Consider the following 21,810-nt stretch of genomic DNA (forward strand, 5'->3'; position numbering starts at 1 on the left):
TTTTTTACAAAACAAAAGCGGATGGTAGTCCATCCGCATAAGTCCACTATAACCTGAAGAAACCTTACTACCTTTGGCGTAAGGTGAGAAGCGGATGGCTTCTACTTATACCTTTATTAGGATAACACTAAATATAGGATTTGTCAATATGTTTTAAGTTATATGTTGCTTATCTTTTTATCGATTTCTTCCCTTATCCTTGCTGCAAAGGCTTCAAATTCCATTGCACCAAGATCTCCTTCTTTTCTTGACCTTAGTGATATATTTCTGTTTTCAACTTCCTTGTCACCTAATATTATCATATATGGAACCTTTTGAAGCTGAGCTTCTCTTATCTTGTAGCCTATCTTTTCATTTCTTAGGTCGCTCTCTGCCCTTACCTTCATTTCCTTGAGTTTTTCTTCTATTTCCTTTGCATATTCGTTTGCCCTGTCTGTTACAGGAAGTATCTTAACCTGAACCGGAGCAAGCCATGTTGGGAAGGCTCCTGCATAATGCTCAATAAGTATTCCTATGAATCTTTCTATACTACCGAAGATAACCCTGTGAATCATAACAGGTCTATGTTTTTCTCCGTCTTCACCTATATAGTATAGGTCAAACCTTTCTGGCATTTGGAAGTCAAGCTGAATAGTTCCGCACTGCCATGTTCTTCCAAGGCAATCCTTTAAATGGAAGTCGATCTTTGGACCATAGAAGGCACCATCACCTTCGTTTACCTTGTATTCAAGTCCTGCTGCATTAAGTGCTTCGATTAATGAATTTGTTGCATGTTCCCAATCCTCATCGCTTCCCATAGAATTTTCAGGTCTTGTTGAAAGCTCAACGTGGTATTCAAATCCAAATAGCTTATATACATAGTCGATAAAGTTAATAACACCTAAAACCTCATCCTTTATTTGGGATGGAAGCATGAAAATGTGGGCATCGTCCTGAGTAAAGCATCTAACCCTCATAAGGCCGTGTAGAGCACCTGAAATTTCGTGTCTGTGAACAAGTCCAAGTTCTCCAAGCCTTAGAGGAAGCTCTCTATAGCTGTGCATTTGGCTTTTATAAACCAATATTCCTCCTGGGCAGTTCATTGGCTTTACTGCAAAATCCTGCTCATCTATTTTTGTAAAATACATGTTTTCCTTGTAGTGATCCCAGTGTCCTGATCTATGCCATAAAGATTCGTTAAGTATTATTGGAGTTTTTATTTCCTTATATCCCCTCTTTTGATGTTCCTGCCTCCAGAAGTTTTCAAGCTCGTTTCTTATAACCATTCCCTTTGGAAGGAAGAATGGGAAGCCTGGGCCTTCCTCCATTATTGCAAATATTTCTAGCTCTTTTCCTAGCTTTCTGTGGTCCCTCTTTTTAGCTTCTTCTAGAAGGTTCAAATATTCTTCAAGTTCGCTCTTTTTAGAAAAGGCAGTTCCGTAAATTCTTTGAAGCATCTTATTTTTTCGTTTCCTCTCCAGTATGCCCCTGCAACGTTTAACAACTTAAAGGCCTTTACCTTCCCTGTTGAAAGAACATGAGGTCCAGCACAAAGGTCAACAAATTCTCCCTGTTTATAGAAGGATATAGTCTCTCCCTCTGGGATGTCGCCGATGAGCTCTACTTTATAAGTTTCGTTTCTATCCTGCATGTATTTTATAGCTTCATCCCTTGAAAGTTCGAATCTTTCAAGCTTATAATCTTCCTTTACTATCTTTTCCATTTCCTTTTCTATGCTTTCAAGCATTTCAGGAGTGATTGGAAAATCCGCATCAAAGTCGTAGTAAAATCCATTTTCAATAGCAGGTCCTATTGCAAGCTTAACGTCAGGATATAGCCTTTTTACTGCCTGAGCCATAATATGGGCTGCAGTATGTCTTAGAGCTTCCCTTCCACCTTCATCCTCAAAAGTTAATATTTCTAAAGTGCAATCCTTATCGATAATTGTAAAAAGATCCTTAACCTCGCCGTTTATCTTTGCTGCAAGGGCGTTTTTATAAAGTCCCATGCTAATTTTTTTGCCACTTCCTCAGCTGATATAGGTGCATCCAATTCTAACACCTTTCCATCCTTTAAAGTTACCTTTATCATAAACTAACCTCCTTTTTAAGTGCCTGGCACTTAAGATTTAAGTTTTTATACCAAAAAGGCCTTCCATCCCCATGGGACGAAAGGCCTGTACTTCCGCGGTTCCACCCAAATTGGTAAAAACCCTCTCAAGGCTTTAACGCAGCCAACGCCTTTCCCTACTCTCAAAGATTTCAGGAAGGAGCTTCGGGGTGGTTTTCAATCTCTAATGTTAAGGAAACCTTCCAGCCGACGGATTTCCCTCTCTGGTAACATATCAAGATTTACTCGTCCCCATCATAGCCTTTATCTTTTTTAATATTCTACATTCTAAATATAAACTTGTCAATCCTAAATTATTTTTCCACTTTTAATTATATTGCACTCCTCACAGCTGTCGCAAAAATAGGTCCTGTCTATGAATATATTTTTAATGGTTTCTATTATCTCTTTATTTTTGCAGTTTTCCACCGAGTGAATAACTATTCTTTTAGGTGCACATGTTACGATAACGCTTAAAAGTATGTCGTCTATCGTTGTATCCCCATTTGAATTAAAGGTTTCAAAGTCTGAAAATAGGTCCTTTGTTATGTTGTTAAGGCTGTCATCCTTTAGTATATATTCTCCATTTAAATCTACAAATATATTTAAAACTTCATATTTGCTCTCCTGGATGTCAACGAAATATCTTAAAAGCTTGATAAATTCATCGTATTCCTTTTCGATGATATATTCATCAATCATCCTTTCAAGAATCTCGTTAACTTCTTCCTTTATAAACCTTAATCTAAACTTTACAAAGCCGTCAATTATTATTTCATCGCTCTCCTGTAAAAACTCCTCCACCTTTCTGTATATCGTGTTTCTATGCCTCATGCTGTTTATAACATCGTCAACGGAAAGAATTCCTGTTCCTGAAATAAAGGCCATACATTTATTTTTTATTTTATTTATATCGTCCTCAGTAAAATAGGTGCAATTTTCTCTAATTAGCTTATTTAAAATCTCAAACTCATAATTTTTAATTATATAATCATAAATTATATCCGCTGCATAGCTTATAAACAAATCCCTATAATTTTCAAAATTTCTTATGTCCTTCTCACTATCCTTAAGTATAAATTTTATATAATGATATTCTCCAACATCACTTTCAACAAGGGCTATATTCACATCATTTCCCTTTAAATACATGCAAAGTTCATTAAATCTATCGTAAAGCTCATTACCTTCCTTATTAAAACCAACCGATAGGAGAAGCAACTTTATCACTCCCTTCTAGTTTAGTATATGTGCCTTATAGCAACATATACAGGGAATTTTTATCCCATTATACAATATTCCTTTAAAGGAACTATTGTGCCAAAGTCTAGAAGGGGACCTTTATACAAGTATTGCCATTTAATGTTGTATTTTGACAAAAATTTTTTATACTATCGCCTTCTGGATGATAATCAAGGCTCCCATAAAAGGCTAAATTATCCTTTCCAATAAGTCCAGTTGCTCCTCCTATAAATCCAAAGTTTAATCCTTCCAATACTATATGTCCGGATTTTATTAGTAGGCAGTTTATTCCTTCCTTTGTAACTTTTTTGTATATTCCTTTATCCGATGTAATTATAGTATTTTCATTTACTATGCTGATTGAACATTTTGAATATCCTTGTTTTACATCTATTATTTTAACCCCTGTTTATAAAACTCCTCAAGTAAAATATCATCGGTAAATTTTATATTACATATAGCTAAATTGCCAACTCTTGCAACGTTATAGTAAACATCCTCAGGATATTTTTCTTTAACTTCCTTTTTGCCGGGTATTATTTTAAAACCTTCATTTTCAAGATTATAAACAACCTTTTCGGAAATATTAGGTGCAACGATTATTTTTTTCCTCCTAAATGATGCATCATTATATCAGGGTGATAAGATATGGCATCATAGGTTGAAATCCTTTCAGTTTTTATAATTCTAATATTCAATTCAAAAAGGCTCTTTCAATTTCCTTAGGAACTCTCCCATCTACTACTATAAGAGAAACTTTACTCTTTGGAAGATTAGGCTCTATTAAAAAGCTTTCCACTATAAAATCTCCCTTCTTCTAAAGAGAATTGAAAAACCTAAAAGGCCAATTATTCCGCTTACTATAAAGGCGTTCTGAGGTCCTATATATTTTGCAAGTGTTCCAGAGTATAAACTTCCTATTGGCGTTAAGCCTCCAAAAACCAAAGAATAAACGCTCATTATTCTTCCCCTCATCTCATCGGGGGCATTATACTGAAGTATGCTATTAGAGGTTGTATTAAAGGATATCATAAAAAATCCTAAAAATACAAGAACTATTATGGCTAAATTATAGCTTTTTACTATACCTAAAAGAATTAAAAATATCGATAATCCAAAGGAACCTATAAGCTGATAATAAAGGGCCCTTTCCTTTTTACCTTTAACTGCAACAAGCACAGCACCAACAAGGGCTCCAAGGCCCAACGATGATAAAAGTATTCCATAGGCCTTTTCCTTCATCATTAAATAATCCCTTGTATATATTGGAACTAATACATTAAAGTTCATACAAAATGTAGGGATTATTACAAGGGAAATTATTGTATATAAAAGCTTAGGATTGCTCCTTATAAATCTTAATCCTTCCTTTATATCCTTTAATGGATCCTTTATTTCTTTTCTTGCTGAAGCATCCTTCATCCTCATCATTAAAAGTCCAATTAAAACAGCAAGAAAGCTCAGAGCGTTAAATAAAAAGCACCATTTTGCACCAAAGTCCGCCATAACCTTTCCTGCAACGGCAGGACCTACAAGCCTTGCAGCGTTAAAGGCGGCGGAATTAAGTCCAATTGCGTTTAAAAGGTGTTCTTTACCCTCAACAAGCTCAACAACAAAGGATTGTCTTGTTGGATTGTCAAGGGCCTGAACAGAACCTATAAAAAACATTATTAAAAGTATTATAGGATAACTTAACTTATTAAAATATAGCAAAATATATAATATTAATGCAAATAGTAAAAGCATGCTTTGGGTGAATATTAATATTTTTCTTTTTGGGAATCTCTCTATAACAAGCCCCGCAAATAAAGAAAAGGCGAATAAAGGCGTAAACTGAACCGCCGTCATAAGCCCCGATAAAAATCCATCCCTTGTCATGGAGTAAACAAGCCAATTTAGTGCTGCATTTTGCATCCATGTTCCAATAAGGGAAATCGCCTGACCTGTCCAAAACAGCCTGTAATTCCTATGAGTAAATGCAGGAAAATATTCCCTTAGTAAATTTACCAACCCACTCATCCCCTTAGAATTTATTCAATTTAATCATATATGTCAGAGAACTCGATGTTTATTTTTTCTATTTTATTACTTATGCTATAAGAAAAATTTTCATTATTTGATTCAATAATTCTTACCGGAAATTTTACAACAAACTCTGTCCCTTCGCCTAAGGTGCTGCTTACACTTATCTCTCCTCCATGAAGTTCAACAAGCTGCTTTACTAGATATAAACCTATACCGCTACCTTCATGTTCCCTTCTAAACAAAGTCTGAGCCTGCCTAAATTTATCGAATATGACATTTAATTTGTCCTCAGGAATCCCAATACCAGTATCCTTTACCTTAACCTCAATATAATCTTCCTTATCCTCAAAATTAACATAAATCTTATCGCCTTCATCCGTAAATTTTATAGAATTTGACATAAGGTTTAAAATGATCCTTTCAACCTTATCCGCATCAAGGGCCATGAACTTCTCCTCAACATTAGTATCAAAAATTACCTCTCTATTTTTGGAATTTGCATAATCGGCTACTGACATTACTATATCCTCAATAAGTTCGACAGCATTAACATTTACAAGATTTAACTCATAAAAACCCAGATCTAACTTAGTTATATCCAAAAGATTATTTATTAACCTCATAAGCCTATAGGAATTTTGCTTTATCATCTTTAAATATCTCATCATCTTTTCTTTGTCTATCTCGTCATTTTTTATAGTATTTTCCATAAGCTGGCATGATGAAAAGATTATATTAACTGGCGTTTTAAACTCATGGGATACATTTGCTAAAAATTCCGACTTATGTTTTTCTAACTCTAAGGTTTGTTTTAGTTTTTCTTGTTTTTCCTTAATCTCATAATTTAGAGTTATGATTCTTTGAGATATATTAAATACAACATAATAGGATACTATTGATATAAATATAATTAACATAAGTGCTGTAAAAAATATGTAATGAGTTCTGTTTAAAATTTGCTTTGAAATGTATTCCTTTGGCACCCTAGTAACCAATCTCCAGTTGTTTTTATTGTCTATCTTTGAAAAATAAGCATATGTATCTATTCCCATATATTCGTATTCTATAAATCCACTATCTTCGCTTAAAACCTTATATCCATTATTAGGATTCTCTAAATTTATAGGATGGTTTGTGTTTAAAATATTTTCCCTTAAAATAAAATCCTTATTAGGATGGCTCAATGCAAGACCGTTTTCGTCAATCAAATAGGAATATGAGTTTGCGTCGTTAATCTTCAAGTATGAAATTAAATTTTGAAACACGTCCTTTTTTAAAACCACACCAAATACACCTTTAAATATCCCTTTATCATCGTAAATTGGAATTGCCATTATGATTGAAAAAGTGTTGCCATCTAACTTTTCTGCTGTTATAACATTTTCCCTTTTGATTATTTTATTAAAAAATTGAATTTACTTAAATCATTCAACTTTACTCTTGATGATATTACATGTCCATTTTCATCTGAAACAAATATATAATCAAGACTTTCTACACTGCCTCCCATAGAATTTTCTATTTTATTTAGTAAAGTTAAATCCTTTGCTCTTTCAAAATCCAAATCATAATTATCAGCATACATTTTCATAATAGCAAAATTTTTATTCTGCCAATTGTTTATAAGCCGTGCATAAACCCTAATATTATTTAAAGTAAAATCCTTAATAGTATCATTAAGGATAAGCTTAGTAATATTAACAACCATTAAAAGAAAAATCAAAATAGTAGTTAACGATATAACTATAGAAATAATCAAGTTAAAATAATTCCTTCTAATTTGCCAAAGTCTCTCCATATGCCCCACCATCTATTCTTATTGTTTTTAGCACAATCAAAATTGTTCTAGCCTTTGATTTTCTTTCACCTCCATCAATTTAAATTAATTTTACAAAAATATAATAACACATTATTTTTCATTTATCAAAATTTTTCTACAATTTATGATAAAATTAGTAAAAAGGGCTATCCTAATATAGGACAGCCCTCTATTTATTTTGTATTTTTCCAATCCGCAGGATAAGTTATATAAATAAACCTTACATAATCTGGACAGGAAAAAGTTATTTGACTCCCCATCGGGATAAAAATTATATCGCCCTTATGCCCAACTACCCTTCTACCATCAATAACTATTTCCAAAGTTCCATCAACTATTACATCAATTTCATCATAGCAAAGGGTCCATTCAAAATCGGTTTTATACATTTCCATAACTCCACAGCCAATTCGCGGACTCTCTTCAATGGTAAAAATATCCTTCAAGAATACTTTGTCTCCCTTTTTCCCAGTATCAAAAGGATCGCACTTTACTGTTTCTGATTTTACTACCATTATACCACTCTGGTCGACCTTCTTCTCAAAATTGTTTTTATTTAAATTTATCTGTTCTATTATTATCTCCTTTATTAAATTCTTTAAATATTTTTCATCTATCATATTATCCCCCTCTAACTTTGAGACTTTTTAGGTGCAATATACATAGCTAAAATCACTGCAGTTATGCCTGCAACAAGCTTTCCAACTATCATTGGGAAAATCATTTCCTTATTAACCCCTGCAGTAAAACCTAAATGATCACCAAATACAAAGGCTGCACTTACCGCAAAGGCAACATTTATTATCTTACCTCTTTCATCCATATCCTTCATTAAACCAAACATAGGAATATTGTTTGCAAGAGTTGCAACCATTCCTGCTGCTGCAACATCATTCATTCCTAAAAGTCCACCAAGTCTCATTAATGGCTTTTTAAATACCTTTGTTATAAAATATACCATAGGAAAAGCTCCACATAACATAATAGCTATTGCACCAACTATTTGTATTCCTTCGCTTATTGGTGCCATACCTGGAATTAAAACTATTCCTGTTAGTGTTTCAAAAATTATTGCAGCAGTTCCAATAGTAATAACTATAACAACTCCTTTCCCAAATTTATTAAATCCAGTAATCATTTTATTTGGAATTTTCCACAAGCCAAATGCAATAAGTGCTGAAACTATAATAATCGGTATAAGATTAAATATTATCATTTTAAAATCTGTATCCAGCAACCAATCCACCTGCTAAGCATCCAAGTGGGATTGTTATCATACCTGCAAGAATACCTGTAGCTAAATATTTGTGGTCTTCTTTTTCTATTATTCCTAATGCAACAGGTATCGTAAAAACTATTGTAGGTCCCATCATTGAACCTAAAATCAATCCAGCAAAAAGGCCCGCCTCCTTAGTTAGTGCAAGTTCCATAGCTAAAGGATATCCACCCATATCACATGCAAGCAAAGTAGTTGCAAACATCGCTGGATCCGCACCTAGAGCAGTATAAATTGGAACTATGATAGGTTTTAATATTTTTGCTAAAACTGGTGCTAAAGAAACTACTCCAACCATAGCTATAGCCAAAGACCCCATAGCCATAAAACCTTCATCAAACTTTTCACCTAAACCAAATTTATTACCTATTATTTTGTCAAGTGCGCCGAATAGCATAAATCCTACCATTATATAAACGATTATTTCATTGATACTCATTTTAATCCCCCTTTATATTAAAAATTCAAATATCTCTGGACTCGGAGATGGAATAATCGACTTGCAGACAAGCATACCATTTTCCTCTCCAATTTTCGCCCCAATTTCAATTCCTTCCTTAATCGAACTAACATCTCCAGTAAAGGTTAAAAAAGATTTTCCTCCTATGCCTACTCCTAATCTAAGCTCCATAAGCTGAACTTGAGAGGTTTTTGCAACAGCATCAGCTGCTGTTATTGCTGTAGCTATACTGTAAAATTCAAGTATACCTAAAGCATTATACTTTTCAATTTTAGTAGAATAATTTATGGATTCTACAACTTGAGGATGAACTTTGGGTAAAATCAAACTGTCAATGAAATAATTTTTGCATTTTCAATTCCTTTTTCTACTGATGATTTAACAGCACCTACATCGCCAGTTATAAGGATCATAAATTTACCTGGACAAATAGGTTTTGAAATTAATATTTCTACATCACCGGACTTAAACATTATATCTGCAGTTTCAATGCCCTTTGCTATGCTGTTAAGTTCCACCATTCCTATTGCTTTTGTCATTAAATCACCTCTTTGTTGTCACTTTTAATAACTATATTCTCTCCTATGTGTGCTACTGTTCCAGTAATGCTTGCATGTATCCTTGCTCCAAGGGTATTTTTATCTATGTCCCCAATTAGCTGCCCTTCTCTTACTTTGTCACCTATATTTACGATAGGTTTAGCAGGAACTCCTATATGCTGTTTTAAAGGTATTGATACAATATCAGCATTTATCTCCTTATAAGTTTGAAGCTTTTGAGTTGTATATTTATATAGTCCCAACTTAATCAATAGTCTTTCTGTAGGAATTAAGCGAAATTTTCTCAAATCATTTTCTTCTAATAGTTGTTGATTTATTTTTTTCCCTTTTGACCTTAGTTTAGTTTTAATATAAGAATTAACTTCCCTGGGAGACAACCCCATTGGACATGCATAATTTTCACATACCCTGCATTCACTGCACAGCAGTGCTTCATTAAATATTTCATTATCTTCATCCAAACATGTTAAAGCTCTCATTATTCTATGCGGACGAATCTTGTGTCCTAATAAATACCTTGGACAAAAATCTGTGCAGTAACTACATTGAATGCATGAAGACTTTGCAAGTTTAATTATTTTTTCTATTCCAAGGGATTTTCTTTTGTATAAGATATGATCCTTAGATATGATTATTAAAGCACCATCTGTCTTGGTTATTACCTTTTGTTGGCTTTCTTCCTTTGTTATGAATTTTCCCATCATAGGTCCACCAACAATAACTACATAATCATCTATTGTAGCACCACCAACCGCCTTTATGCATTGTGATATTGGTATTCCTATCGGAACATTTAATATTGATGGATTTTTTATTTCTCCTAAAATTGATATAAACTTTCTTGTAACCGGCATATCATTAATTGCATTATATACGTTATAAATAGTTCCTATATTGCTTACAACAGCATTTACATTTAAAGGTATACCTCCTGGTGGAACAGTTTTTCCAATAACTTCCCTAATTAAAACATGTTCATCACCAGCAGGATAAAAACTTTTTATTTTGTGTATTTTAATCTTTTGACCATTTTCTAAAATAGCATTCGTTAAACTTTTTATTTCTTCTTTGTAGCTTTCTTTGTGGCTATAATAATTTCTTTTGCTTCTAATATTTTAGAAATTTCATTTATCGCTATTACAATTTCCTTAGCCTTAAGTCTCATCAAGTATTTATCTGTTCCTATCAAAGGTTCACATTCAACCCCATTAATAACAAAATAATCTACCTTATTATTGTATTTTATATGAGTTGGAAATCCTGCTCCGCCAGCTCCAACTACTCCAGCATTAAAAATTTTATCTATCAAATCCACCTAATCACCTCTCCTGAAATACCTTCTCTACTTCAATCGTATCTATTATTCCAATTACAGAGGCATCGACTGGAACATCTGCTTTTCCAACTATCTTTCTTGCAGAACTTCCCTTTACTACTAACACCGCCTCTCCTATTCCTGCCCCTATTGTATCTATTGCTACAAATGTTGGGAATTCCTTATTAGAGTAATAATCTATCTGTTGAATAATCAAAAATTTCAAGCCACTTAAGCTTTCATCTTTTCTTGTAGCCCAAACATTTCCAACAACCTTACCTATTATCATATTTTTCACCTTTCTCTTACTAACTCAACTTTATTTTCTTTTACTAGATCTAAAGCTAGAGGAGTTAAAATAGCCTTTTCTGAAATGTAAATTCTTCTTGCATTTAATCTAATTAAAGTTTGTAAATCCTTTTCTGTTATAACTTTTTTATCAATTTTAAATTTTTGCTCATTCTGCTTTAGTAATAATTTTTCTTCTTTATATGAGTTCTGCTCCTTTTGCAAAATTTTTAAAAGCTCACTACTTTCTAAAACTACATAATCATATTTTTTATTTCATCATAATTTTCACTAACTTCTACCCAAAATTTTGATGACAAGCAATCCAAAATATCTTCTGCATTTTGATCATTTTTGGCTAAAATCATAAACCTTTTTCTATTTAAAGCATTTATTTTTTCCATTACTCTATTGATCACCAATTCAACCAAATTATCCAATTCCATTTCCTTCACTTCCCTCAATCAAACAATTTAAAGCTATTCCCAAGGGTGTTATAAACAAAGGATTGTAAGGTTTAGTTGTAGGAATTCCTAATTCCTTTTCTATAACTTGCTCAATACCATCAAGACATGAGGTCCCACCAACCCAAAATACAGAATTGACATCAACTCCTGAGTCTAATAGATGTTTTTTATAATAAATGCTATTTTTTTATAACTGGCATGACAATAGGAAATATTTCCTTTTGCATTTCCTTATTTTTTTAATTTCTTCTGCCCTTTCAAAATCAACCTTGTAATTTCCTGCTATAACTAAGGATAAATGTGTCCCTCCTGTAGGTTCATCAGCGGTATAAATAACCCTGCTTTCTTTTATAATTGACAGTCCTGTAGTTCCTCCTCCTATATCCACAATAACCCCATCTTTAATATTTAATACTGCATTTGCAGCCGTTGGCTCATCTAAGATATTAACAACTTCTAAACCTGCTCTTTCGACAACATATCTATGCGTATCGCAATCTCTGTCACTAGTCCCCGGCGGCACCGCAATAGCAGCATATTTTATTTCTGCTTTCAATCTTAACTCTAATTTTTCCTTTAACCTCCTTACTATATTTGCTGCTCCTATAAAGTCAACTACTAATCCATCCCTAACAACATTAGCATATTCCATTTCTGTGGCTATTGGTCTTTTTTATTATCTAAAGCAACTAATACTATATACGCAGTTCCCAAATCCACTCCAAGTAATATATCTTTATTTCTATCAAACTCTGGTGTTTCATATAAACTTTTTTCAACTTCCCTTACCAATTCATTAACTAAAGTATAATCAAACATCATATCACTCCTTAGACTATTAACCTTCCGTATATTCCATCCTTGTATCCACATGCGTTAGCTTCATCATAATCTATATGCATAGCCAGTGTATAATCCTTGTAAACTCTTATTAAAACATCTTCAAAAATCACCGGCCTTTCGCTCATAATTTTTACACTAACTAACTGCTTATCTTCAACGCCAAACTCTTTTGCATCTTGCTCGTTCATATGAATATGTCTTCTTGCTATAATGACACCTTCTTTTATCCTTATTGCTGCCTTTTCTGTAGCGATTATTATTGATGGTGAATTAACTAAGTCGCCTGAATCCCTCAAGGGTGCATCTATGCCTAAAAATATTGCATCTGTTTTTGAAATCTCAACTTGTGTTTTATTTCTTGGAGGTCCTAATATTGAAACATCCTTAAAAATTCCTTTTGGTCCGATTAACCATACCTTTTCCTGATACTGATACTGGCCTCTTTGAGATAGTTCTTTTTTATTTTCAATTCATAATCCTTCCCAAACAAATCAGCAACATGCTGGAGGCTTAAATGGACATGCCTACCAGAGGCTTCAATAGGAATAAGCCTTTCACATTTTATGTTTCTTAAGATATTTTTAACAAAACTACTTATATACTCTTCCACCCTATCACCCCAATTTATCTATAAATTCCTGCAAATGTTTTAATCATCATTATATAAAAGCAACTGCTAAGCCTGTTTAATGCTTTAATAATGTCTAACCTTAAAATCCCATCATTTGTTTTGAAGGCTTGAATAGCACATATTTCTGTTTCTCTTGTCAGGCATCTTAAACTGTTTAACATAACTACTATTTCACCCATTTTATAATTAGGTAACAAATGTTCTTGATTAAAATATTTTTTGGATTTTGAGACATTTCTCTTAGTTGTTCTTCATCTAGACCCAATAACTTCATATCCTCAAGTTTTTCTTCTAAAACCTCTGCTCTTAATATGCTTCTTACAAATTTTAAAATTTCATCTAAATCCTCCACAAGCTTTTCCATTTTATTCTTACTAGCTGCCACTTGGACTTCTAGTATCTTTGCCTGTAAAGTATCTAATTTACCTCTTAAAATAATCCTTGGATGATCCTTTAAGACAAGTCTATTCCCATACAGGTGCGTCATAAATTCTGGCTTTTTTCATAAAAAACTTCACATATGGCGTTTACAAAAGCTTTTTCTTATCATCATTCATCTCCTTTTTTTCCTCTCTCTTAACATCATCCTCTTTATTTCTTATAATCAGTTCTATTCCTCTTTCTGCTAAAAACTGTTTTGCTGAGGGAGTAATTATCATTTCGGGGCTTACATAGTATTTGTCAATTTTTTGTTTTTCAGTTCGGTTCTTAAATCATATTCAGTCAATACCTTCACAATTATCACATCCTTTATATTTCCGGGCAAAGCCTGGGAATATTATCCTTCTATCTTTGGAAGAATTAGTTCTACTTCACTATGTGGTCTTGGAATTACATGAACTGAAATTAATTCTCCAACTCTTTCCGCTGCTGCAGCTCCTGCATCTGTTGCAGCCTTAACTGCTCCTACATCGCCTCTAACCATTACAGTTACAAGTCCTCCACCAACAAGAACCTTTCCAATTAAAGTAACGTTAGCAGCCTTAACCATTGCGTCAGCAGCCTCAATAGCTCCAACTAAACCTTTAGTTTCAATCATACCAAGGGCATTTGTATTAGCCATTTACAATTCCTCCTTTTTGAATTTTATTTAATTCATTTATAATTAATTTTTTAAGTAATCTAAATCTAAAACATTTTCAAATTCTTCATTAAACAGTTCTTTTGCCTCTTTAACTCCATAGGCTATTCTTCTTATGTTAATAAGATGAAGAGGTCCCACATTATCAGAGGTTGAACTTCCACCTATGCTTCCACAACCTAATGTTAAAGCAGGCTGTAAATTTGTTGTTGCCCCTATCGCTCCTTGAGATGCAGGGGTGTTGACCAAAAGCCTTGATACAGGTTTTTTCATAGCAAATTCCATAATAACTTCTTCGTTATTGGAATGTATAACAAGTGTATGCCCTAATCCTCCGTAATTTAATATCTCAATGCACCTTTCACACGCCTTTTCCCAATTTTTCTCTGTATAAAAGGCTAATATAGGAGATAATTTTTCCATTGAGAATGGGAACTCTCTACCAACCCCCTCTTCCTCCTTTATTAAAACCTTCACATTATCAGGAATCTTTATGTCAGCCATTTTGGCTATTTTCGTTGCTGGCTGTCCTACTATTTTAGGATTTAATCCTCCGCATGGATTTACTAAAACCCTTTCAACTTTTCTTGCTTCCTCTTCATTTAGGAAATATCCTCCTTGCATTATGAGTTCATTTTTTACCTTTTCTTTAATACACTCTTCCGTCACTATAGCTTGTTCAGATGCACATATAGTTCCATTATCAAACGTTTTGCTTTCAATTATCCTCTTAACTGCCAAAGGAATGTCTGCTGTCCTTTCTATAAATGCTGGAACATTTCCAGGTCCAACACCAAGGGCCGGTTTACCTGAGCTGTAAGCCGCCCTAACCATGGCTGAACCACCAGTTGCTAAAATCAAGGCTACATCTTTATGTTTCATAAGTTCACTAGTTGCCTCCATAGTTGGATTTTCAATGCAACCGATTATTCCATATGGTGCTCCAACCCTTTTTGCAGCCTCTTCTAATATTTTTGCTGTTTCTAAAATACATTTTGCTGCTGATGGATGTGGACTAAAAACTATGGAATTTCCTGATTTTATTGCTATAAGAGCTTTATATATTGTAGTAGATGTTGGATTTGTTGAAGGAATTAATGCAGCTATAACTCCTACTGGAACTCCTATCTCAATGATTTTCTTTTCATCATCCCTTCTAAGTATTCCTATGGTCTTAACATTTTCAATATTTTCATAAACCGTTTTACTTGCAAATTTGTTTTTTATAATTTTATCTTCATATCTACCAAATCCTGTTTCTAAAACAGCCATTTCAGCAAGTCTTTCTGAATTTTTATAAGCTTCCTCTGCCATTGATTTTACAATCTCGTCCAATTCCTTCTGTGAAAGTCTTGATAGTTTAAGTTGAGCCTCCTTAGCCCTTTTGATTAAATCCCTTGCCTCCTGAATGGAAATTAAGTCCCTATCCATTATCTCAACTTCCTTTCACAGTAATCAATTATAGCCTTTATAAGCTCATCCTTTTTGCATATTTAATTTTATTTCTTGGAATTTCAAAATCATCTAATTGTCTTGCTAACTTTCTTAGATCTACCGTCTTCATTTCCTTTAATTCATTAATATGGGCTCCCAATAAAGCTTCCATCTTCATATAAATTTCATCTTTTTTATCTTTTCTCTTAGTTACAATTATCACGTCTTCATTTTTTTCTTTGTTTTCATTTAATGGCTCTATTAAATTCCATGTATCAAAATAAGGTCTTGGTATGCAATGAATTGTTATTTGCTTTTTTAATCTATCTAAATAAATTTTTGCTGCTTGTAGAGCTACCTGTACATCAGAAACATCTCCATAAATATAACCTGAAACCAAGCCTCCCTGATAAAATTATGTTTTGTATAACTTACATTTGCACTTTTTGTAGCAATATCTAAAGCAACTATAAAATTTGAATATCCATAAGTTTCTATTATGCCTAAGGCTTTATTTTTCATTTTAATTCACTTTAATAAATTAATGGATTATCTGCTACATATTTAACTGCGTTAGCAAAGGCTTCGCAAGCAGCTTTACATGCAGATTGGCTTCCAGTTAATAATCCACCAGCAAAGTTTGTTTCTGTAGGTGGTCCATAAAATGCAGCCAATTTAACATCTGCAGCCTTTAATGCAGCATCAAGTGCATACATAGCCTCAAGAGGAGGTGCAATTAAATATGCTAAAGCTTGTCCTTCTTCAATTCCTGCAACCTTTGAAAGATATGAACCTGTTCTTGAAATACAGTGAGCATAATAAACGATGCTATCATCATCATTTGCACTGTAAAAGCAGGCATCATTTTCAATGAACTGTATTGCTGCATTTAATCCGCTTTTAACTTCTGCTGGATTCGGTCCAGCAATGATTCCAATAAATTCTCCGGCAAGTTTAGTGCTTGCATTGGATGCTCCCGCATACATTGATCTTGCATATACAACCTGGACATCAGCTTTTTTCGTTGCTTCATCTAAAGCAGTATATGATACATCATCTATATTAGTTGTTATGATACCAATGCTTTTTGGTGAGGCTCTAATTTTAATGCTATAGCCATATCGGGATTAACATTTGGAATTATCTTAACACTTAAAACAGCCGCACGTATAGGATCGTTTCTCATTTATATCCCCCAAATTACAATTTTAAATCGATACCGCTTGCTTTCTTTTCAAGCATTAGTTTAATTATTTCAGCAATATGAGCTCCTGCCTCTACAGGTGGTGTTCCTCCTCTATGGATATTTGAAACAACTGTCCTTCTTGCCTCTGGCATGTTAACAGTTGCTCTATATGCCATGTAAGCACTCATACTTTCTGCCGTTGCTAATCCAGGTCTTTCACCTATTAATACACATGTAACCTCAGCTCCTGTAATCTCTGAAATAACATCCATTGCAGGCACTCTACCATACTTTACAAAAATGGAGTCCCAACATTTATTCCATAAGATTCAAGACCTTGAATTATAGCTGGCAGAACATCCTTTATATTAGCCTCAATCGCAGTTGAACTTAATCCATCCGATACATATATTTGAACTTGAGGATTTGGTTTACATTTTTCTTTAATAATTTTTATCGTTTCATCATCAAATTTTCTACCTAAATCTGGCCTAGTTAAAAATTCATCCTTATTTCTACACATTGTCTTGACTGAGAATAAATTCATTTCCTTTAATAATTCCTCAGAAACATCTGTGAAAACCGCGTCCATTGCAACAGCATGGTCTGCTCTAAATCTTAAAAGTGTTTCAGTTTTATATCTTGGTCCTGATCTCCATACACCAATTCTTGCAGGTGTTTTGCTTTTTAATTTTAATAGAGCCTCTAAATTTTCAGGATTTGGAACTAAAACCTGTTTCCTTATATCTACAGCTGTTATATCTGGAATTTCTTCTTCCCTTTCAATTACAGCATCTTTAATTGTTTCTAAAGCCTTATCCGATAAAGAAGAATATCCCATTTCATGTAATACCTGCTCAACTATTTTTCTTAAATCGTCTTCTTTAACCACTTTTATTCCTCCTTTCAATTTACCTTAAAAATATAGAAGGATCTCCTGCCCTATCAGTCAATCTTCCATTTTCATCCATAATACCCATATTGATTAACCATCTAAAAAATTCTTCTGCAGGTTTTAAGTTTAAGAGCTCTCTTAACGTAGCATCATCATGATAACTTGTATCTTGATAGCTTAGCATTACATCATCGCCAAATGGAACCCCCATAAAATAATTTGCTCCCGCCATTGTAAGTAACATAGTTGCTATTTCTTGATCATTTTGATCTGCGTTAACATGATTTGTATAACATGGAGCCATTCCCATAGGTAAACCAGTTAATTTGCCCATAAAATGATCTTCTAAGCTTGCTCTAATTATTTCTTTGCCATTGTAAAGGGTTTCTGGCCCAATAAATCCAGAAACATTATTTACCATAAAAGGCTTATACCTTTTTGCAAATCCATAGGTTCTTGCCTCAAGTGTCATTTCATCTACTCCATGATCTGCATTTAGAGACATTTCTGAACCTTGTCCTGTTTCAAAATACATGAGATTAGGGCCAGGAGCTATTCCTTGTTTTTTAATTAGTTCAAACGCCTCATCTAATATTTCCTTGTTAACGCCAAAAGCAGTATTTGCTTTTTCACTTCCAGCCACGCTTTGGAAGAAGACTGAAACTGGTGCTCCTTGCCTTACTGCCTCCATTTGAGTTGTTATATGAGATAAAACACATGTTTGGGTAGGTATATTCCATTTAATCATAAAATCATAAATTGCAAACATTATCCTTTTGGTATTTTCTACCGTATCTTCCACTGGATTTACTCCAATTATTGCATCACCACATCCGTATGATAAACCTTCCATTATAGAAGCTAATATTCCATCTATATCGTCGGTTGGATGATTTGGTTGTAATCTAAAAGACAGTGTTCCTGGTTTTCCTATTTCAGTGTTTGCCTTGCCCCAAATCTTGATTTTACTTGCACCATAAACTAGATCCATATTCGACATTAGTTTTGCTACCCCTGCAATCATTTCAGCCGTTAATCCATTACTAATCCTTTTTATATCTTCTCCCGTTGTTTTATGATCTAGAATGTATTCTCTTAGTTGACCTACCGTCCATGATTTTATTTCCCTATATATACTTTCATTAACTTGATCATCTATTACTCTTGTTACTTCATCCTCTTCATATGGAATAGTAGGATTATTTCTCAAGTCCTCTAACGTTAAATTGCTCAAAACTATTTTTGCAGCTATTCTTTCCTGAACTGATGCAGCAGCTATTCCTAACAATTTATCACCTGATTTTTCTTCGTTTGCTTTTGCTAGAACTTCCTTAATATCTTTAAAAGTATACGTTCTCCCAAACAATCTTGTTTTAAGTATCATCGGCAGCACCTCATTTCAAAAATACTGATGCATCACCAGCTTTTTTAGTCAATTTGCCATTTTCCATAAATCCCATTTTTTCAAGCCATACCTCAAACTCCTTAATAGGTCTGAGTCCAAGCAATTCCCTCAAGGTAGGTGTTTCATGATATCCAGTGCACTGATAGTTGAGCATTACATCATCACCAGCCGGTATACCCATAAAGTAATTGCATCCTGCTGCCGTTAATAATACTGCTAAATTTTCAATATCATTTTGGTCTGCCTTCATATGATTTGTATAGCAGGCATCAACCCCCATCGGAATGCCAGTCAACTTACCCATGAAGTGGTCCTCAAGCCCTGCTCTTATTACTTGTTTACTGTCATAAAGGTATTCTGGTCCTATAAATCCTACAACCGTATTAACCATAAATGGATTATATCTCTTTGCTAATCCGTAGCATCGTGCTTCCATTGTTACCTGATCTGCACCATGATGTGAATCCGAAGATAATTCTGAACCCTGTCCAGTTTCAAAATACATAACGTTTGGTCCGGTTGCAGTTCCTTCCTTTAAGGCCAATTCATATGCTTCATCTAAAAGTTTTACACTAATTCCAAATGCTTCATTACCCTTTTGGGAACCTGCAATGCTTTGGAATATAAGGTCAGTTGGTGCTCCTTTTCTTATACATTCCATTTGAGTTGTAACATGTGCTAAAACACAAATTTGAGTTGGAATTTCCCATTTTCTTTTAAATTCATCAAATTTTTTAATATCTTATAAACGTTATCAACTGTATCATCTACAGGATTTAATCCAATCACTGCATCTCCTACTCCATAGCTTAGTCCTTCCATTATAGAAACCATAATCCCATCTATATCATCAGTAGGATGGTTAGGCTGCAGTCTTGACGCCAGTGTTCCCTTAAGTCCTATTGTTGTATTGCAATGAGCACTAATTCGTATCTTACTTGCACCATATATTAAATCTAGATTTGACATTAATTTAGCTACAGCAGCTATCATTTCACTTGTAAGACCTCTGCTTATTCTTTTTATATCTTCTCCTGTTGTTTTTTCATTCAAAATCCATTCCCTAAGTTCTTCTACCGTCCAATTTTTAATTTCATTATATATTCTCTCATTAACTGAATCTTGAATAACCCGTGTTACCTCATCTGTCTCATAGGGAACAACTGGATTATTCCTTAAATCTTGTAAAGTAAGGTTACTTAAAACTTCTTTCGCTGCTATCCTTTCAGTTACAGATGATGCAGCAATACCTGCTAACTTATCTCCAGATTTTTCCTCATTTGCTTTTGCTAAGACTTCTTTGATAGAACTGAATTGATAAGTCTTTCCAAACAATCTTGTTTTTAATCTCAAATTATTCACCCCTTCCTTATTTAAATAATAATGTTTTTATAACAACTGGGACGACCCTACCACTTGATACGGGTTTCCCAATGTCAACAAAATCACCATTTTCCACTTTAATTCCGTCAATGCATATAACATCATGATTCTTATTGAGCTTATTGAAAATAGAGTGTCCTAAAGCCTTTGCAAAGTCATTTTCAACTATGACTATTAAAGGTAATTTGTTTTCTACAACCTTTCTTAAACCTAAAATTATCTTATCTGCAAAAGTAGTAACTTCTGAAAAGCTTGGGTTTTTTACCCCTTAAATGAAATTGCTATATTTTGTAATTCTTCATTTACTATAAACCAATTAGTTTTTTCCTCAATTTCCTTTGAAAACAACTCAAAATTTGAATCATTATTTATCTTTATTACAGGAACATTTTTTATTGGAAAAATATCCTTAGTATACAGGATAGTGCTTCCGCTAAGTTCTATAGTATGCATTCCAGATCCTATAACAGTTGCCCTTATTGTTTCCATTGGAACTATAACGTTAAATTTTTTAAACAAATTTGATTTTGATATAGCCTCGCCTAAAGCAATTCCAATATCATTAAAGGCCAAATAATCATTTGAAGGATTATAAATAAAGTCAGCCACTCCTCCTGAAAATGTAATTAAGTCTATTTTGTAGTTTAAACTCAAAGGCTTTGTAATAAGCATTTTTTCTAGCAATTTACTTTTAGCCCTTACTCCTAATACCTCTTCTATTAATTCAGCCATTCGTGAGCAAATTATTTTTATCTTCTCAAAAGAAATTTCATTGTCTAATTTCAAATCAATTCCCTCATCCTTTGCTAATTCTATTATTTTATTTGATGCGTAAATAATCTTTAAATTATCATTAAATTTAATCAAACGTCCTCCTATATCCAAAGCACATGTATCAACAATTTCTCCTTTATTGAAAACAGCAATATTAGTCGTTCCACCACCAATGTCAATATTTGCTACACAACACTCCTTTTCAATCGATATTTTTTCTGCCCCAGCTCCTCTTCCTGCAATTATAGCCTCAAGTTCAGGTCCAGCAGTTGCAACAACAAATTCACCAGCAAATTTGCTTAATGAATTTAATACATTATTAGCATTTTTCTTTCTCGCTGTTTCGCCGGTTATTATTACTGCCCCTGTTTTAACATCATTGGGTTTAATTCCTGCCTTAGCGTATTCAACTTCTATTATCTTCTTGACACTTTCTATATCTATTTCAGATGAAGATATTAATGGAGTAAAATATATATTCCCCTTATAAAATACTTGCTTATCTACTATCTTTATTTGAGGAATTGAAAAGGCTGACGCAGTATTTTCAATAGTTAGTTTACTAAAAATCAATTGAGTTGTAGTTGTGCCAATATCAATGCCAACACTTATAATTTCCTCCTTCAATTTATCTTCCC

At 33.5% G+C, this 21,810-nt stretch carries 21 protein-coding genes, 9 pseudogenes and 2 other annotated features; all 30 genes and pseudogenes read right to left on the reverse strand.

Features of this window, described 5'->3' with window-relative positions:
• Nucleotides 1-3: 3 nt before the first annotated feature.
• Nucleotides 4-113 (reverse strand) — a sequence feature (ribosomal protein L20 leader region).
• Nucleotides 114-158: 45 nt separating this feature from the next.
• Nucleotides 159-2,070 (reverse strand): annotated as a pseudogene (gene thrS, locus PWK10_RS10285) (threonine--tRNA ligase).
• Between the two features lie 69 nt (nucleotides 2,071-2,139).
• Nucleotides 2,140-2,356, reverse strand: a binding site (T-box leader).
• Between the two features lie 41 nt (nucleotides 2,357-2,397).
• Nucleotides 2,398-3,309: a putative sporulation protein YtxC gene (ytxC, locus tag PWK10_RS10290; RefSeq protein WP_008908018.1), complete on the reverse strand. Its 912-nt coding sequence runs from the start codon at nucleotides 3,307-3,309 to the stop codon at nucleotides 2,398-2,400.
• A gap of 106 nt (nucleotides 3,310-3,415) precedes the next feature.
• Nucleotides 3,416-4,028 (reverse strand): annotated as a pseudogene (locus tag PWK10_RS19860) (DUF6873 family GME fold protein).
• Nucleotides 4,029-4,128: 100 nt separating this feature from the next.
• The gene (locus PWK10_RS10300) at nucleotides 4,129-5,349 is read right to left on the reverse strand and encodes an MFS transporter (protein WP_274765978.1); all 1,221 of its coding nucleotides are present in this window, start codon (nucleotides 5,347-5,349) and stop codon (nucleotides 4,129-4,131) included.
• A gap of 20 nt (nucleotides 5,350-5,369) precedes the next feature.
• A complete protein-coding gene (locus PWK10_RS10305) occupies nucleotides 5,370-6,770 on the reverse strand; it encodes an ATP-binding protein (protein ID WP_342455768.1) in 1,401 nt (466 codons plus the stop codon).
• The gene (locus PWK10_RS10310) at nucleotides 6,749-7,153 is read right to left on the reverse strand and encodes a hypothetical protein (RefSeq protein WP_274765979.1); all 405 of its coding nucleotides are present in this window, start codon (nucleotides 7,151-7,153) and stop codon (nucleotides 6,749-6,751) included. The genes PWK10_RS10305 and PWK10_RS10310 overlap by 22 nt, the downstream gene beginning before the upstream one ends.
• 194 nt (nucleotides 7,154-7,347) lie before the next feature.
• Nucleotides 7,348-7,794 (reverse strand): ethanolamine utilization protein, encoded by a 447-nt coding sequence (locus tag PWK10_RS10315; RefSeq protein ID WP_274765980.1) that lies wholly within the window; start codon nucleotides 7,792-7,794, stop codon nucleotides 7,348-7,350.
• An 11-nt stretch (nucleotides 7,795-7,805) separates the two neighbouring features.
• Nucleotides 7,806-8,889: pseudogene (gene eutH / locus PWK10_RS10320) on the reverse strand (ethanolamine utilization protein EutH).
• 12 nt (nucleotides 8,890-8,901) lie between these two features.
• Entirely contained in the window at nucleotides 8,902-9,237 is a 336-nt protein-coding gene (locus PWK10_RS18690; RefSeq protein WP_342455494.1) for a BMC domain-containing protein, read from the reverse strand.
• A complete protein-coding gene (locus tag PWK10_RS18695; RefSeq protein WP_342455495.1) occupies nucleotides 9,234-9,449 on the reverse strand; it encodes a BMC domain-containing protein in 216 nt (71 codons plus the stop codon). The genes PWK10_RS18690 and PWK10_RS18695 overlap by 4 nt, the downstream gene beginning before the upstream one ends.
• The gene (locus PWK10_RS10330) at nucleotides 9,449-10,324 is read right to left on the reverse strand and encodes a 4Fe-4S dicluster domain-containing protein (protein ID WP_274765981.1); all 876 of its coding nucleotides are present in this window, start codon (nucleotides 10,322-10,324) and stop codon (nucleotides 9,449-9,451) included. Before PWK10_RS10330 ends, PWK10_RS18695 begins: the two co-directional genes overlap by 1 nt.
• A 75-nt stretch (nucleotides 10,325-10,399) precedes the next feature.
• A pseudogene (locus PWK10_RS10340) lies at nucleotides 10,400-10,785 on the reverse strand (proton-conducting membrane transporter); the annotation flags it as partial.
• Nucleotides 10,786-10,789: 4 nt separating this feature from the next.
• Complete coding sequence (locus PWK10_RS10345) at nucleotides 10,790-11,074, reverse strand: EutN/CcmL family microcompartment protein (protein ID WP_274765983.1); 285 nt, start codon at nucleotides 11,072-11,074, stop codon at nucleotides 10,790-10,792.
• 5 nt (nucleotides 11,075-11,079) lie between these two features.
• Nucleotides 11,080-11,298 (reverse strand): hypothetical protein, encoded by a 219-nt coding sequence (locus PWK10_RS10350; RefSeq protein WP_274765984.1) that lies wholly within the window; start codon nucleotides 11,296-11,298, stop codon nucleotides 11,080-11,082.
• A gap of 29 nt (nucleotides 11,299-11,327) precedes the next feature.
• Nucleotides 11,328-11,513: a hypothetical protein gene (locus tag PWK10_RS10355; protein WP_274765985.1), complete on the reverse strand. Its 186-nt coding sequence runs from the start codon at nucleotides 11,511-11,513 to the stop codon at nucleotides 11,328-11,330.
• Nucleotides 11,506-12,359: pseudogene (gene eutJ / locus PWK10_RS19865) on the reverse strand (ethanolamine utilization protein EutJ). Before eutJ ends, PWK10_RS10355 begins: the two are co-directional and overlap by 8 nt.
• 11 nt (nucleotides 12,360-12,370) lie before the next feature.
• Nucleotides 12,371-12,993, reverse strand: a pseudogene (pduL, locus tag PWK10_RS10370) (phosphate propanoyltransferase).
• Nucleotides 12,994-13,007: 14 nt separating this feature from the next.
• On the reverse strand, nucleotides 13,008-13,175 hold the full coding sequence (locus PWK10_RS10375) for a hypothetical protein (RefSeq protein WP_274765988.1): 168 nt from the start codon (nucleotides 13,173-13,175) through the stop codon (nucleotides 13,008-13,010).
• Between the two features lie 5 nt (nucleotides 13,176-13,180).
• Nucleotides 13,181-13,501 (reverse strand): hypothetical protein, encoded by a 321-nt coding sequence (locus PWK10_RS10380; RefSeq protein WP_274765989.1) that lies wholly within the window; start codon nucleotides 13,499-13,501, stop codon nucleotides 13,181-13,183.
• A 40-nt stretch (nucleotides 13,502-13,541) separates the two neighbouring features.
• A complete protein-coding gene (locus PWK10_RS10385; protein WP_274765990.1) occupies nucleotides 13,542-13,673 on the reverse strand; it encodes a hypothetical protein in 132 nt (43 codons plus the stop codon).
• A gap of 119 nt (nucleotides 13,674-13,792) precedes the next feature.
• Nucleotides 13,793-14,077, reverse strand: coding sequence for a BMC domain-containing protein (locus PWK10_RS10390; protein ID WP_274765991.1), 285 nt, complete (start codon nucleotides 14,075-14,077; stop codon nucleotides 13,793-13,795).
• A gap of 42 nt (nucleotides 14,078-14,119) precedes the next feature.
• Nucleotides 14,120-15,526: an acetaldehyde dehydrogenase (acetylating) gene (locus PWK10_RS10395; RefSeq protein ID WP_274765992.1), complete on the reverse strand. Its 1,407-nt coding sequence runs from the start codon at nucleotides 15,524-15,526 to the stop codon at nucleotides 14,120-14,122.
• A gap of 37 nt (nucleotides 15,527-15,563) precedes the next feature.
• Nucleotides 15,564-15,929: a hypothetical protein gene (locus tag PWK10_RS10400; RefSeq protein WP_274765993.1), complete on the reverse strand. Its 366-nt coding sequence runs from the start codon at nucleotides 15,927-15,929 to the stop codon at nucleotides 15,564-15,566.
• The gene (locus tag PWK10_RS19870; RefSeq protein ID WP_446715244.1) at nucleotides 15,884-16,051 is read right to left on the reverse strand and encodes a BMC domain-containing protein; all 168 of its coding nucleotides are present in this window, start codon (nucleotides 16,049-16,051) and stop codon (nucleotides 15,884-15,886) included. Before PWK10_RS19870 ends, PWK10_RS10400 begins: the two co-directional genes overlap by 46 nt.
• Before the next feature lie 11 nt (nucleotides 16,052-16,062).
• A pseudogene (eutL, locus tag PWK10_RS10405) lies at nucleotides 16,063-16,715 on the reverse strand (ethanolamine utilization microcompartment protein EutL).
• A 14-nt stretch (nucleotides 16,716-16,729) separates the two neighbouring features.
• A pseudogene (eutC, locus tag PWK10_RS10410) lies at nucleotides 16,730-17,556 on the reverse strand (ethanolamine ammonia-lyase subunit EutC).
• Nucleotides 17,557-17,626: 70 nt separating this feature from the next.
• Complete coding sequence (locus tag PWK10_RS10415) at nucleotides 17,627-18,994, reverse strand: ethanolamine ammonia-lyase subunit EutB (RefSeq protein WP_274765994.1); 1,368 nt, start codon at nucleotides 18,992-18,994, stop codon at nucleotides 17,627-17,629.
• 10 nt (nucleotides 18,995-19,004) lie between these two features.
• Nucleotides 19,005-20,368, reverse strand: a pseudogene (locus PWK10_RS10420) (ethanolamine ammonia-lyase subunit EutB).
• A 16-nt stretch (nucleotides 20,369-20,384) separates the two neighbouring features.
• Complete coding sequence (locus PWK10_RS18710) at nucleotides 20,385-20,618, reverse strand: ethanolamine ammonia-lyase reactivating factor EutA (protein WP_342455770.1); 234 nt, start codon at nucleotides 20,616-20,618, stop codon at nucleotides 20,385-20,387.
• A 41-nt stretch (nucleotides 20,619-20,659) separates the two neighbouring features.
• Complete coding sequence (locus tag PWK10_RS10425) at nucleotides 20,660-21,799, reverse strand: ethanolamine ammonia-lyase reactivating factor EutA (protein WP_342455497.1); 1,140 nt, start codon at nucleotides 21,797-21,799, stop codon at nucleotides 20,660-20,662.
• Nucleotides 21,800-21,810: the final 11 nt, after the last annotated feature.

The sequence above is a fragment of the Caloramator sp. Dgby_cultured_2 genome, from assembly GCF_028872215.1.
Taxonomy (GTDB): Bacteria; Bacillota; Clostridia; order Clostridiales; family Caloramatoraceae; genus Caloramator; species Caloramator australicus.

Coding starts and splice junctions, on each gene's coding strand:
- PWK10_RS10330 (WP_274765981.1), bottom strand. CDS start 10,324: ATGCCGGTTACAAGAAAGTTTATATCAATTTTAGGAGAAATAAAAAAT.
- PWK10_RS10300 (WP_274765978.1), bottom strand. CDS start 5,349: ATGAGTGGGTTGGTAAATTTACTAAGGGAATATTTTCCTGCATTTACT.
- PWK10_RS10310 (WP_274765979.1), bottom strand. CDS start 7,153: ATGGAGAGACTTTGGCAAATTAGAAGGAATTATTTTAACTTGATTATT.
- PWK10_RS10315 (WP_274765980.1), bottom strand. CDS start 7,794: ATGATAGATGAAAAATATTTAAAGAATTTAATAAAGGAGATAATAATA.
- PWK10_RS18695 (WP_342455495.1), bottom strand. CDS start 9,449: ATGACAAAAGCAATAGGAATGGTGGAACTTAACAGCATAGCAAAGGGC.
- PWK10_RS10345 (WP_274765983.1), bottom strand. CDS start 11,074: ATGATAATAGGTAAGGTTGTTGGAAATGTTTGGGCTACAAGAAAAGAT.
- PWK10_RS19870 (WP_446715244.1), bottom strand. CDS start 16,051: ATGAAAAATAAAGCCTTAGGCATAATAGAAACTTATGGATATTCAAAT.
- PWK10_RS10375 (WP_274765988.1), bottom strand. CDS start 13,175: ATGTTAAACAGTTTAAGATGCCTGACAAGAGAAACAGAAATATGTGCT.
- PWK10_RS10385 (WP_274765990.1), bottom strand. CDS start 13,673: ATGATAATTACTCCCTCAGCAAAACAGTTTTTAGCAGAAAGAGGAATA.
- PWK10_RS10395 (WP_274765992.1), bottom strand. CDS start 15,526: ATGGATAGGGACTTAATTTCCATTCAGGAGGCAAGGGATTTAATCAAA.
- PWK10_RS10380 (WP_274765989.1), bottom strand. CDS start 13,501: ATGACGCACCTGTATGGGAATAGACTTGTCTTAAAGGATCATCCAAGG.
- PWK10_RS10390 (WP_274765991.1), bottom strand. CDS start 14,077: ATGGCTAATACAAATGCCCTTGGTATGATTGAAACTAAAGGTTTAGTT.
- PWK10_RS10415 (WP_274765994.1), bottom strand. CDS start 18,994: ATGATACTTAAAACAAGATTGTTTGGGAGAACGTATACTTTTAAAGAT.